Source organism: Xanthomonas vasicola pv. musacearum NCPPB 4379 (assembly GCF_000277895.2).
Lineage (GTDB): Bacteria > Pseudomonadota > Gammaproteobacteria > Xanthomonadales > Xanthomonadaceae > Xanthomonas > Xanthomonas vasicola.
The window spans coordinates 2,673,939-2,687,065 of the sequence record NZ_CP034655.1; the positions used below are offsets into that span (position 1 = coordinate 2,673,939).

9 protein-coding genes are annotated in these 13,127 nt (G+C 63.4%); 3 read left to right on the forward strand and 6 right to left on the reverse strand.

Annotated features, from left to right (window positions below; genetic code table 11):
• Positions 1 to 42: 42 nt before the first annotated feature.
• The 3 genes from KWO_RS12515 (at position 43) to KWO_RS12525 (ending at position 4,121) form a co-directional block, all read left to right on the forward strand.
• Positions 43 to 1,422, forward strand: coding sequence for a glutamine synthetase family protein (locus KWO_RS12515; protein WP_010382485.1), 1,380 nt, complete (start codon positions 43 to 45; stop codon positions 1,420 to 1,422).
• Positions 1,419 to 2,738 (forward strand): NAD(P)/FAD-dependent oxidoreductase, encoded by a 1,320-nt coding sequence (locus KWO_RS12520; protein WP_026112446.1) that lies wholly within the window; start codon positions 1,419 to 1,421, stop codon positions 2,736 to 2,738. The genes KWO_RS12515 and KWO_RS12520 overlap by 4 nt, the downstream gene beginning before the upstream one ends.
• 84 nt (positions 2,739 to 2,822) lie before the next feature.
• Positions 2,823 to 4,121, forward strand: a complete 1,299-nt coding sequence (locus KWO_RS12525) for a diguanylate cyclase (RefSeq protein WP_017112538.1) — start codon at positions 2,823 to 2,825, stop codon at positions 4,119 to 4,121.
• Between the two features lie 307 nt (positions 4,122 to 4,428).
• Here KWO_RS12525 and KWO_RS12530 read toward each other — a convergent pair whose 3' ends face one another.
• The 6 genes from KWO_RS12530 to KWO_RS12560 all read right to left on the reverse strand — a co-directional run bounded on the left by KWO_RS12530 (position 4,429) and on the right by KWO_RS12560 (position 12,732).
• Positions 4,429 to 5,709, reverse strand: coding sequence for an MFS transporter (locus tag KWO_RS12530; RefSeq protein ID WP_010382490.1), 1,281 nt, complete (start codon positions 5,707 to 5,709; stop codon positions 4,429 to 4,431).
• A 294-nt stretch (positions 5,710 to 6,003) separates the two neighbouring features.
• Positions 6,004 to 6,987 (reverse strand): IS5 family transposase, encoded by a 984-nt coding sequence (locus KWO_RS12535; RefSeq protein WP_017113471.1) that lies wholly within the window; start codon positions 6,985 to 6,987, stop codon positions 6,004 to 6,006.
• Between the two features lie 598 nt (positions 6,988 to 7,585).
• The gene (locus KWO_RS12545; RefSeq protein WP_010376935.1) at positions 7,586 to 7,867 is read right to left on the reverse strand and encodes a hypothetical protein; all 282 of its coding nucleotides are present in this window, start codon (positions 7,865 to 7,867) and stop codon (positions 7,586 to 7,588) included.
• A complete protein-coding gene (locus KWO_RS12550; protein WP_010376936.1) occupies positions 7,857 to 10,205 on the reverse strand; it encodes an FdhF/YdeP family oxidoreductase in 2,349 nt (782 codons plus the stop codon). Before KWO_RS12550 ends, KWO_RS12545 begins: the two co-directional genes overlap by 11 nt.
• Entirely contained in the window at positions 10,202 to 11,047 is an 846-nt protein-coding gene (gene fdhD / locus KWO_RS12555) for a formate dehydrogenase accessory sulfurtransferase FdhD (protein ID WP_010372500.1), read from the reverse strand. The genes KWO_RS12550 and fdhD overlap by 4 nt, the downstream gene beginning before the upstream one ends.
• On the reverse strand, positions 11,044 to 12,732 hold the full coding sequence (locus tag KWO_RS12560; protein ID WP_017112666.1) for an OFA family MFS transporter: 1,689 nt from the start codon (positions 12,730 to 12,732) through the stop codon (positions 11,044 to 11,046). The genes fdhD and KWO_RS12560 overlap by 4 nt, the downstream gene beginning before the upstream one ends.
• Positions 12,733 to 13,127 lie beyond the last annotated feature (395 nt).

Genomic DNA, 13,127 nt, shown 5'->3' on the forward strand with positions numbered 1-13,127 from the left:
TGCGCTTTGCTACTCTGCACGGCGACTTCGCAGGTGTTGCCCATGGCTTCCGAGAACTCCATCGCGTCCCTGCCCGCTGCCGATTCCGACACCTTGGCGCAGATCATCGGTTGCGAAGCAGTCGATCTGTTATTGCCCGACACCAACGGCGTGCTGCGCGGCAAACGTGTGACCGCCGATACACTGAGCAAGGTTTATCGCGATGGCGTGTGCCTGCCGATGTCGCTGATCGCCACCGACATCACCGGCAGCACCGTGGAAGAAACCGGGCTTGGCTACGCCATCGGCGATGCCGACCGTCTCTGCCGGCCACTTGAAGGTTCGCTACGCCCGGTGCCATGGGCGCCACGGCCGATGGCGCAGTTGCTGCTGGCGATGCATACCCCCGAAGGCGGTCTGTTCGAGGTTGCCCCGCGTGCGGTGTTGCAGCGCGTGTTGCAGGGATTTAAGGCGCTCGGCCTGACCCCGGTGATTGCCGTGGAGCTGGAGTTCTATCTCTTAGATGCGGTGGCCGATGCGCAGGGGCGCCCGCAGACACCGCGCGACCCGCTCACCGGCGAACGCAACGACAGCACCCAGGTGTATTCGCTGCAGGATCTGGACGACCAACGCGGCTTCACCGATGCCGTCACCGCAGCCTGCAGGCAGCAAGGCATTCCGGCCGACACCGCCGTGGCCGAATACGCGCCCGGCCAGTTCGAAATCAATCTGCAACATCGTGCCGATGCGGCGGCCGCCTGCGATGAGGCGATCCTGCTCAAGCGCACCATCAAAGCGATTGCGCAGCAGCAGGGCAAGCTTGCCAGCTTCATGGCCAAGCCCTTCCCCGGCCAGGCCGGCAGCGGGCTGCATCTGCATGTGAGCCTGCTCGATGACGCCGGGCACAACGTGCTGGCCAGCGCTGCCAACGCGCCTGCAGACCCGCTCCGCCACGCCATTGCCGGGCTGCAGCGGCATGCCGATGCCTCGCTCCTAATATTTGCGCCGCATGCCAACAGCTATCGGCGCTTCGTCAGTAATGCCTTCGTGCCGCTGGACGCGAGTTGGGGTTTCAACAATCGCACCGTGGCGCTGCGCATCCCGCATAGCGATCCGCATAACACCCGTATCGAGCACCGCATTGCCGGGGCCGATGCCAATCCGTATCTGGCCGCCGCAGCCGTGCTGGCCGCGATGCTGGACGGCCTGCGCGAGCCAGCCGAACCCACTGCGCCCATCAGCGGCAATGCGTATCCGCAGTCGGTGTTCAAGCCGCGCACCTGGCAAGCCGCGGTGGATGCGTTCCTCGGCAGCGACTTTGTCGGCGAGCAGTTCGGTACGCAGTTTCAGCATGTGTTCGGCCAGCAAAAACAACGCGAGTTGCTCGACTACCAGGCGCTGGTGCCCGACCTGGATTACGCGCGGTACCTGCGCACCGTGTGATGGCTCGCCCGCACGCGCCCCCGCCGCAGCGCGATCCACCGGACACCAGCTATCCGGACAGCTGGTACGCGCGCAGCACGCCTGCCCTGCCCCAGCAGCCTCGCCTGCAAGGCGACGGGCATGCCGATGTCTGCATCCTCGGCGGCGGCTATACCGGCCTGACCGCCGCGCTGGCGCTGGCAGAGGCTGGTTACTCCGTCATCGTGCTTGAAGCCCGACGCGTGGGCTGGGGTGCATCCGGGCGCAATGGCGGCCAGGCCATCGTGGGCTATGGGTGCGAGCAGGAAACGCTGGAAGCGCTGGTCGGCAACGATGATGCACGCCTGCTGTTCGATTTCTCCCGCGACGGCATGCGCCTGCTGCGCGCGCGCATCGCCCGCCACGCCATCGCCTGCGACTGGCGCGACGGCCATGCCCATGTGCCGCTGAAGCCACGTCAGGTGCGGGCGCTGCAGAACGGCATCGTGCGCATGGCCGAGCGCTACGGCTACCCGCTGGAATGGTGGGACCGCGCGCGCACCCGTCAGGTGCTGGACAGCCCGCTGTATCAAGGCGCCATGTTCGACCCTGCCAGCGGCCATCTGCATCCGCTGTCCTATGCACTGGGCCTGGCCCGTGCCGCGCTGGCCGCCGGCGTGCGCATCTACGAAGACTCGGCCGTGACGAAGCAGCAGCCCGGCACGCGCGTGGTCATGCACACCGCCCACGGCAGCGTCACCGCCGGCTTCGGCGTAATCGCCGGCAATGCCCTGCTGCACGGCATCGCCCCGGCGCTGGAGCAGCGCATCATGCCGGTCGGCACCTACGTCGGCGCGACGCCGCCCCTGGGCGAAGCGCGCGCACGCGCCCTGATTGCCAACGACATGGCGGTGGCCGACACCAATTGGGCACTGGATTACTACCGGCTCAGTGCCGACCACCGCCTGCTGTTCGGCGGGCGTGCCAGCTACTCCTCGCGTCCGCCCGCGGGCCTGCAGCGCCTGATGACCCAGCGCATGCACACGGTATTTCCGCAGCTGCACGGCGTGCCGCTGGAAACCCTGTGGGGCGGCTACGTGGACATCTCGCGCAACCGTGCACCGCACTGGGGCCGTCTGACACCCAACCTGTACTTCGCGCAGGGCTTCTCCGGCCACGGGGTGGCTGCCACCGGCCTGGCCGGCCAGGTCATCGCCGAGGCCATCGCCGGCCAGAGCCGGCGCCTGGACGTGTTCGAACGCATTCCGCACCGTCCATTCCCAGGCGGGCAGCGGCTGCGCACCCCGCTGCTGGTAGCGGCGATGAGCTGGTATCGGCTGCGCGATGCGCTGTGGTGATCGGCACGCTCTGGAACGCGGTGCTCAAGTTTTGACGGGCAGGGCCGTTAGCTTACCTGACGGTTCGATCCAGACGGCAAGCCGATGTCACCAGGTACCTTACATCACAATAGTGAAAATGCAGTCTTGCCGCAGCGCGTGCTGTTGGTAGAGAACTCGCGCACATTCACGAGCATGCTGCGCGAAGCCATTGAGCAACGCGTGGAACTTGCGGTCACAGTCGTCTCGACCCTGGCCGAAGCCGCGCGGGTCTTGGACGAAGAGGACGGCTGGTTCCTGGTTCTGACCGGCCTGGTGCTGGTGGATGGCGACCGCGACAAGGTCGTGGAATTCTTTCTTTCGCGCAAACTACCCACCGTGGTGGTCAGCGGTGTGTACGACGAAGATCTGCGCCAGCGCGTGCTGCAGCAGCAGATCATCGATTACGTCTTGAAAAATGCACCGGGCAGCATCGAATACCTGGCCTGGCTGGTGCAGCGCCTGGAGCGCAATCGCCGCATCGCCGCACTGGTGGTGGACGACTCGCTGTCTGCACGCACCTATGCCGGCGCGCTGCTGTCGATGTACGGCTACCGCGTGGTGCTGGCGGCCGACGGCGCTGCCGGGCTGGAAGCGATCGAACATGACCCCGATATTCGTCTGACCATCGTCGACCAGGAAATGCCCGGGATGGATGGCGTGGAATTCACCCGCCGGCTGCGTGCGATCCGCTCGCGTGACAAGGTGGCGGTGATTGGTATTTCCGGTAACAGCGATTCATCGCTGATCCCGCGCTTTTTAAAGAATGGCGCCAACGATTTCCTGCGCAAGCCGTTTTCGCGCGAAGAATTCTTCTGCCGCGTGTCGCAGAACGTGGACCAGCTGGAACTGGTCGGCACGCTGCAGGATCTGGCCACCCGCGACTTCCTCACCGGCCTGCCCAACCGGCGCTATTTTCTGGAACAAAGCCAACGGGTCATTCCCAAGCTGCTGTTGGAGGACCAGACGGTGACCGCGGCGATGGTGGATATCGACCACTTCAAACACATCAACGACACCTGGGGCCACGAAGCCGGCGACCAGGCGTTGCGTGCGGTGGCCGCTTCGGTCTCCGGGCATGCAAGGCCGCAGGATCTGGTGGCGCGCTTCGGCGGCGAAGAATTCTGCCTGCTGGTGCCGGGCCTGGATGCGGCCAACGCCACCACCTATTTCGAGACACTGCGTGAACGCATCAGCGCCCTGCGCGTGCGCGTGGGCGAAGAGACGCTCAGCATGACGGTGAGCATCGGCGTGTGCATCGCCAGCGAAAGCGACCAATCGTTGCATTACCTGTTGAACGAAGCAGACAAACACCTGTATCTGGCCAAGGCCGGCGGGCGTAACCAGGTGCGTCTGGCAGGCTGATCCTTCCGTCATCTGCTGGCCTAGCAGGCAGTTGCAGACGACGCGCTTGACTACATACGTTGGCTCAAATCAACGCACGCCCGACACATGCGGTTTGCAGCTTGCCCATCGCGCCGGGCAAGCTGCTCCGATGGCACTGCTTGATGTGGTAGGACGATCTTGGATGTCGTAGATCATGATCACTAAGGCAACCTGCACATGATCACGGCGCTGCCACAGCGCCCTCATGCGCTATCGCCTCAGCTTGATCTAGCGCCAACGCGTTGCTACCCGATCCGCACGATGGTGTGCCCGCAGTCACCTGCGATCAACCGCGCCACCGCCGCGCCACCACCAGCGCGACCAGGCTCAGCACCGCGGCGCCGCCCAGGTAATACCCCACCGATTGCACGCCATAGCTGGCCGCCAGCTGCGTGGCCACATACGGCGCCGGTGCCGCGCCAAGAATGCTGGCCAGATTGAACGACAGCGATGCGCCGGTGTAGCGCACCTCGGTGGGATACAGCTCGGCCAGCAGGGTGCCGCAGGGGCCGTAGGTCAGCCCCATGAAGAAAAACCCCAGCGACAGGAATGCCAGCACCTGTAACGGGTGGTTGGCCTGAAATAACGGTGCAAATGCCAAGCCGAAGGCCACGATGGCAATGCTGGCCAACATCATTGCCAGCGGCGCACCGTGGCGGTCACCGAACTTGGCCGACAGCGGAATGCCCAGCGCGAAAAACACGATGCCGGCCATCTGCAACAACAGGAATTGTTCCTTGTCGTAGCCCAGCGTCTTGGTGCCGTAGCCCAGTGCGAACACCGTCATCAGATAGAACAGCACGAAGGTGGCGAACGCGCCCAGCGTGCCGATGATCAGTGCCGGCCAATGCTGCGACACCACCGTGCCCAGCGGCAACTTCACGCGCGTCTTGCGGTCCAGCGTCTTCTGGAAATCCGGCGTCTCGGTGATGCTCAGGCGCACCCACAGCCCCGTCAGCACCAGCAACGCGCTGGCCAAAAACGGCACGCGCCAGCCCCACTGCATGAACTGCGCATCGTCCAGCACGGCGCCCATGCCAAGAAAGGTGCCGGTGGACAACAGAAACCCCAGAGGCCCACCCAGTTGCGGAAACATGCCGTACCAAACGCGCTTGCCAGGCGGCGCATTCTCGGTGGCCAGCAGCACCGCCCCGCCCCATTCGCCGCCCAGGCCCAGCCCCTGGCCGAAGCGGCATAACGCCAGCAATGCGGGCGCAAATACACCAATCTGCGCGTAACTGGGCAGCAGGCCGATCGCCACCGTCGAAAGGCCCATCGTCAGCAGCGCTGCCACCAGTGTGGCCTTGCGCCCGACCCGATCGCCGAAATGACCGAACACCGCCGAGCCTACCGGCCGCGCAACAAACGCCACTGCAAATGTGGCCAACGACTGCAGCATCGCCGCACTGCCATCGCCGGCGGGAAAGAACAGCGTCGGAAACACCAGCACTGCTGCGGTGGCATAGATGTAGAAATCGAAGAACTCGATGGTGGTGCCGATCAAGCTGGCGAACAGCACGCGCGCAGGTGAATGGGTGGGCGTGGCGAGCGGCGCGGCGGCAGTCATCGTTGATCGGCATCCGGGAACAAGACGCCGATTCTGGCAGATCGCAGCGCCGCTTTGCGCAGGCTAGCCGGTCGATAAAAAGTTACAGGCGTGACCGCCGGCGCTTTGGACTCTAAGTCTCTATCGCTCTGATACCGCTGTGTGGATAGGTGCCTGACAACGCTGAGCCAATGATCGTTAAGGATGGTCTGATCAACGCGACCGGAAAACGAAGCAACCGCATCCGCCGCGCTGAGGGCGCTCAAATCGCCGATTTTTTGCCGGTTTCGGCACGTTTGCGGGGTGTTGCCTGGATTACAGGCACAGCTTCCCCGCAGCAGGCATTAACGCTTTGCGCGTCAGCCACAGATTCGATAGTGCAAACAGCGTCAGCACCTGTGCGGTGTTCTTCGCCAAACCGCGATAGCGCACCTTGACGTAACCAAACTGACGCTTGATCACCCGAAACGGGTGTTCCACCTTCGCACGCAGGCTGGCTTTGGTGTGCTCCCAGCGCTTGGCCAACTTCAGTTCGCGCTTATTCTTGATCTGCTTCAGCTTCGAGGGCTTCTCCGCGATCAGGTAGCGCAGCGTGCGCTTGCCCTTCATCTCATCGCGCTTGTCCAGCCCGGTGTAGCCGCTGTCGCCGCTCACAGTGTCTTCCTTGCCGTGCAGCAGCTTGTGCGCCTGCGTGATGTCCGCTGCGTTGGCCGCCGTGCATTCCACGTGGTGCACCAGGCCCGACTCATCGTCCACCCCGATGTGCGCCTTCATCCCGAAGAAGTACTGGTTGCCCTTCTTGGTCTGGTGCATGTCCGGATCGCGCTCGCCATCCTTGTTCTTGGTCGAACTTGGCGCCGCAATGATCGTGGCATCCACGATCGTCCCGCCCCGCAGACTCTGCCCTTTACGCGACAGGTGCGCGTTGACCCGGTTGAACAGCTTGCGCGCCAAATCATGCCGCTCCAGCAAATGCCGGAAGTTGAGAATCGTCGTTTCATCCGGCACCTCATCCAGCCCGCCGATCTTCGCAAAACGGCGCATCGACACCGTGTCGTACAGTGCTTCTTCCGCCGATGGATCGCTCAGTGCGTACCACTGCTGCAAAAAGTGGATGCGCAGCATCGTCTCCAGCCGATACGGCTGTCGCCCCGGCTGCCCCGACTTCGGGTAGTGCGGTTCGATCAGTGCCAGCAGATCCTTCCACGGCACGACCTGGTCCATCTCGGCCAAGAACACCTCACGCCGCGTCCGCTTGCGCTTGCCGTTGTACTCCGCATCGCCGAAGGTCAGTTGCATCGTCGTTGTCCCGTTGCGTCTGTGTGATTGTCGCAGGATCAAGGGGAGTTGTTCAGAGTTTCCTTAACTGCGTCGTCTGCAATGCTGGCTGTGTCTGCGGCTTTGCTGCAGGGCCCTTGCCGCCCACCATCGCAGGACACGCTGCAAGTACGTCCTTGTAAGCTCCGTGGCGGCATCCATGCCGCCACCGGTCCCGCGACGGTGAGTGAGCAAGGACCAGTCAAGGTGGTCGGTGTGTAGAGCTTTCAATAAAGCAGCCAGGAACTGTCTGGCGCGGTGTCCTTGCAGATTGCGGGACCGTTGGCGGCATGAATGGCGCAAACGAGCCCCAGGGACGGGTTCACGGAGTGTCCCGCGAGTGAGGGCACCGCGCACTCATGATTCTTCGCGCTTGCTGCTGGACCCAAGCGCGAAGCACTCCTTCGCATCACGAACAGCTTTTATAAACCGACGATCACCGCCCTGGTGCGGTGCCCTTGCCGCGCATTCGACCGACGAAGCTTTTGGCTCAGACGTTTGACCTTCGTCCGCATTGGATGCGGCGCACCCCAGATGCAAATGCCGCTAGATCTTCAATCAGCGCAGTCAAGAAGATCAATCAGCCGCCCTGCGGCGCTTGTACCGTTGAACGCTGGAGGTGCTCCGCCAAACCACCAGGTGTCAGCACCGCAAATTGCCGTTCACCACGCTCTTCCACGCGAACCCAACCCGGGCCAGGCTGGCCGTCCAGATGTGCAGTGCCCAGCCAGGCCAGCGTGCGTAGCAACACGCTCATGCGCACCCCCACCAGGTGCTTACATAACCTGGCAAGCGACACACCATCGGGCGCGTCGGCAAGCGCATGCAATAGCTGCGCGGAGAGCTGCGGATCAGCGGACAAGCACCGCCCCGATGTCGCGTGGCGCTGAATCGGCGGTTTCGGCACGGTGCGGCAGCACGATCACCGGAATCGACTTGGAGGTCGGTGTCCGCGCTTCATCGGCGAAACTGGACAACGGCACCAGCGCATTGGTTTCCGGGTAATACGCGGCCAGACAGCCACGTGGAATGTTGTAGTCCACCAACAGGAAACGCCGCGCCTGGCGGTGCACGCCGTCCTCGCACAGGCTCTCCAGGTCCACCCAATCGCCGGCCTTCATGCTCAACGCCGCGATATCCGCACCATTGATGAAGAGCGCGCGGCGCTCGCCGAACACCCCGCGATAGCGGTCGTCCAGGCCATAGATGGTGGTGTTGTATTGATCGTGCGAACGCGTGGTGGCCAGCGTAAAGACCATCTGGTCAGTATGGCTGCGGCGGGCGCGGTGGATCGGGTTATCGATGGGCACCGCGTGTGGCTTGAACACCGCACGTTGCTCCGGCGTCACCCACTGGCGATCGCGCGCGGTGTTCGACAACCGGAACCCACCTGGCGTGCGCACGCGCTCATTGAAGCCGGCGAAATCCGGGAACACCTGTGCGATCAGATCACGCACGCGGTCGTAATCGCCCACCAACCAACGCCAGCGGATCGCACTGCGCGCGCCCAATGTCGCTTCGGCCATGCGCGCCACGATTGCAGGCTCCGACAATAAATCAGGCGAAGCAGGCGGATTGATACCGGCCGACAGGTGCACCATGCTCATCGAATCTTCCACCGTCACGCCTTGCGAGCCGGCATCCTGGATATCGATCTCGGTGCGCCCCAGGCACGGCAGGATCAACGCGTCGCGCCCATGCACCAAATGGCTGCGATTCAGCTTGGTGGTGACATGCACGGTGAGGTCGCAATTGCGCAGCGCGCGGTGCGTAGCATCGGTATCCGGGGTAGCCGCAGCAAAGTTGCCGCCCATCGCGAAGAACACCTTGCCGCGCCCATCCAGCATCGCCTCGATCGCACCGACGGTATCGAACCCGTCCGCGCGCGGCGGCGCAAAACCGAACACCGATTGCAGCTTGTCCAGAAACGCGGCCGGCGGTTTTTCGTAGATCATCATCGTGCGGTCGCCTTGCACGTTGCTGTGCCCGCGCACCGGGCACACGCCCGCCCCGGGCCGGCCCAGGTTGCCGCGTAGCAGCAGCAGGTTGGTGATCATGTGAATGGTCGCCACCGAATGCTTGTGCTGGGTGATGCCCATGCCCCAGCAGGCAATCACGCGCTCGGCGTTGAGATAAATCTCGCCAGCCTTGCGCAGCGCCGCTTCGTCCAGACCGGACTCTTCGACAATGGTGTCCCAGCTTTCCGCATGCACATCGGCGGCGAACGCTTCGAAATTGGCGGTGTGCGCCTCGATGAATTCCAGATCCAGCAGGCGCGGCGTGCCATCGCGCTGTGCCTGCGCATCGCGCTCCAGCACATGCTTGATGATGCCCTTTACCGCAGCAAGGTCGCCGCCGATCTTGAGCTGAAAATAATCAGAAGCGATGCGCGTGGAGCCGTTATGCAACATCTCCAGCTTATCTTGCGGGTCGGCGAACTTTTCCAGACCGCGCTCACGCAGCGGGTTGAACGCCGCAATCGCCGCACCGCGTTTGGAGGCCTGACGCAACTCACCCAGCATGCGCGGGTGATTGGTGCCCGGGTTCTGCCCGAAGATGAAAATGGCATCGGCCAGCTCGAAATCGTGCAGCGACACCGTGCCCTTGCCCACGCCGATCTGCGAACGCAGCGCGGTGCCCGAAGGCTCGTGGCACATGTTGGAGCAATCGGGGAAGTTGTTGGTGCCGAACTCGCGCACGAACAACTGATATAGAAACGCTGCCTCATTGCTGGTGCGTCCGGAGGTGTAGAAGATCGCCTCATCCGGCGTTGCCAGGCCGTTGAGATGCCCGGCAATCTGCGCGAAGGCATCGTCCCAGTTCACTGGCACGTAGTGATCGGTGGCAGCGTCGTAGCGCATTGGATGGGTCAGGCGGCCCTGTCCTTCCAGCCAGTAATCGCTGTACTGCGACAGCAAGCTGACGCTATGCGAGGCGAACAGTTCCGGCCCAGCGCGACGCGCAGTGGACTCGGCCGCTACGGCCTTGGCGCCGTTTTCGCAGAATTCAAACGTGGAGGTGTGATCGCGATCCGGCCACGCGCACCCGGGGCAGTCAAAGCCGTCCGGCTGGTTGGCATGCAGCAGCGTCTTGGCACCCTGCACGGCGATGTCCTGTTCCATCAGGTGCTTGGCCACCGAGCGCAATGCGCCCCAGCCGCCCGCGGGATTGTCGTACTGCTGGATGGTTTTCTTGCTCATGCGGGCTCTCCCACGGCAACGCCCAGATCAAGGCGTTGTGGATGGCTGTAAACAACACAATCATGATTGCGGGCAAACCCGATCAGGGTGAGTCCCGCACTATCGGCCAGGCTAATCGCCAGCGCGGTGGGTGCCGAAATCGCTGCTAGCAGCGGAATCCGGGCCTGCGCGGCTTTCATGGCCATTTCGTAACTGGCGCGGCTGGTGACTACCGCAAACCCCTGCGATGCATCGATGCGCGCGCGCGCCAATGCACCGATCAATTTATCCAGCGCGTTATGCCGGCCCACGTCTTCGCGGACCAGTTGCACATTGCCCTGCGCGTCGGCCCAACCGGCCGCGTGCACGGCACCGGTCTGCGCGGCAATGGGCTGCCGTGCGTGCAGCGCGTCCAATGCATGCGCCAAGGCATCCACATCAATCTGCAAGGACGACTGCAGCAGCGGCGGCACACGCAGCACCGCTTCGATGGATTCGTTACCGCATACCCCGCAACCGCTGCGCCCGTCCAGATTGCGCCGCCGCTGATGCAACGCGGCGGCCCGTTCGGGCGGGATTTCGATCTGTAGCGAAGCGCCTTCCAGAAACGTCTCCACCGCGATCACGCGCAGATCCTGCACGTGATCGACGATGCCTTCGCTCAACGAGAACCCGAGTGCGAAATCTTCCAGGTCCTCCGGCGTGGCCATCATCACCGCGAACGGCACGCCGTTGTAGATGAAGGCAACCGGCATTTCGGCCGCCACCATGTCCTGCACCGTGGCGCTGCGGCCGCCGCGATGGCGACGGACCGTGCGCAACACACTACCGGGACGCACGGAGCGGGAAGACGGATTTGTCATCGCATCTCATGGAACAGCACGAAGGCTTTTTGCAGCGTGACCCAGATACCGAACAGCATGGGGATTCCCACCGCCAACCAGGCGAACGCGACCAGTGCGGGGTTGCCGCCATGACCGATACGCGCCAACTGCTCCGGCGGGATCACGCCGTGCCCGGTGCGGTCGACCTTCTCGTGCGCCAGCTGCTTTTCGCGTGCCAGTTCGTCGGGCGTCATGAAGTGACGCGCGGCCACCGGGCGCACCAACAGATTGCAGATCAGGCCGAGCACGAGCATGCCGGCGAGGATGTACATAGTGGTGTTGTAGACCTGTGACGGCGGGCTGCCGTGGGCCAATTGGTATTCACGCATGTAACCCACCACCACCGGACCGAGGATACCAGCGGTGGCCCAGGCGGTGAGCAGACGGCCGTGGATGGCGCCAACCATTTGGGTACCGAACAGGTCGGCCAGATAGGCCGGGATGGTGGCAAAGCCGCCGCCATACATCGACAGGATGATGCAGAAGATGCCCGCGAACAGCGCAATGCCACCAATGCCACCAGCCGACGGGGCCGCTGCATACAGGCAGATACCCAGCACGAAGAACAGCGTATAGGTGTTCTTGCGGCCGAGCTTGTCGGACATGCTGGCCCAGAAGAACCGGCCACCGATGTTGAACAGGCTGAGCAGACCGGTGAAGCCGGCCGCGATGGCCGCGATGCTGGCAAGCTGGGTCGGATCCAGGCTACCAAAGCCCACATCCACGCCGATCAGGCGGCCGCCGAACACTTCCTGCAACATCGGCGAGGACATGCCGATCACGCCGATACCGGCCGAGACGTTCAAGCACAGCACGCCCCATAGCAACCAGAACTGCGGAATGCCCCACACCTTGCTCACGTGCACGTGGTTGGCAGTAATCATGGCGTTGTTACTGGCCACCGGTGCGGTCCAGCCGGCCGGGGTCCAGCCGCTCGGCGGCACGCGGTAACCAAATGCACCGGCCATCATGAAGACAAAATACAGCGCCGCCATCACCAGGAAGGCTTCCATCACGCCCACCGAGGTGGGGGTGGCGAAATGGCGCATCAGCGCATCGGCCAGCGGGCTGCCGATCATCGCGCCGCCGCCGAAGCCCATGATCGCCATGCCGGTCGCCATACCGCGGCGGTCCGGGAACCATTTGATCAAGGTAGACACCGGCGAGATGTAGCCCAGGCCCAGACCGATGCCACCAATCACACCCGAGCCCAGCCACAGCATCCAGATCTGATGGAAGTGGATGCCGGCCGCCGAGATCACCAGGCCGCCGCACCAGCACAGCGCCGAGACCACACCGGCCTTGCGCGGGCCGGCACGTTCCAGCCAACCGCCCCAGATCGCTGCCGAGCAGCCCAGCAATACGAAGAACAGCGTGTACATCCACTGCAATTCACTGATCTTCCAGTCGCAGGTGGTGGCCACCATGCGCGCGAACAGGCCCATATCGGCCGGGCACGCAATCGACTCAGTGATGCCCAGTGCCTTGGACAACGGCAGCCAGAAAACACTGAAGCCGTAAGCCATGCCGATGCACAAATGGATCGCCAATGCTGCCGGCGGAACCAACCAACGATTGAACCCCGGCCGCGCAATGATGCGCTCCTTGGACAGTAGACCGGCGTCTGCGCCGCTGGCTGTCGCCACGGTGGACCCTTGCGTCATTCTCGTTCCCCCAAAAAACCAACGATAAATTGCGATAAACACGGTTGACAGGACACAGCAACGCCAGGTGGGCGATGGCGACGTCCTGTCGGCCGTTTCGAATACGATTGATAGCTGCAATCAAACAACGCGTTGCGATATGGGCAGCGACACCGACCAGGCCCAGCTGGCGGTCGTCTGGCGCATCATCGGCGATCCCTGCCTGTTTGCAATGCTTGCCAGCGCCTTGCAGTGTTGCAAAACGCCGCCAACACCCATGCCGCGTAAGCGCTCATTGGCATTAGCGTCCGTAGCTGCGACTAATTGACTAGTCTGCGTGCACTTCGCCAAACGTGTCGCGAAAAAGCTCCTGCAGCGCTGCGGCGAGCGTCCGATAACGGAATCGCATCGATCAA

Coding starts and splice junctions, on each gene's coding strand:
- KWO_RS12515 (WP_010382485.1), top strand. CDS start 43: ATGGCTTCCGAGAACTCCATCGCGTCCCTGCCCGCTGCCGATTCCGAC.
- KWO_RS12525 (WP_017112538.1), top strand. CDS start 2,823: ATGTCACCAGGTACCTTACATCACAATAGTGAAAATGCAGTCTTGCCG.
- KWO_RS12530 (WP_010382490.1), bottom strand. CDS start 5,709: ATGACTGCCGCCGCGCCGCTCGCCACGCCCACCCATTCACCTGCGCGC.
- KWO_RS12535 (WP_017113471.1), bottom strand. CDS start 6,987: ATGCAACTGACCTTCGGCGATGCGGAGTACAACGGCAAGCGCAAGCGG.
- KWO_RS12550 (WP_010376936.1), bottom strand. CDS start 10,205: ATGAGCAAGAAAACCATCCAGCAGTACGACAATCCCGCGGGCGGCTGG.
- fdhD (WP_010372500.1), bottom strand. CDS start 11,047: ATGACAAATCCGTCTTCCCGCTCCGTGCGTCCCGGTAGTGTGTTGCGC.
- KWO_RS12560 (WP_017112666.1), bottom strand. CDS start 12,732: ATGACGCAAGGGTCCACCGTGGCGACAGCCAGCGGCGCAGACGCCGGT.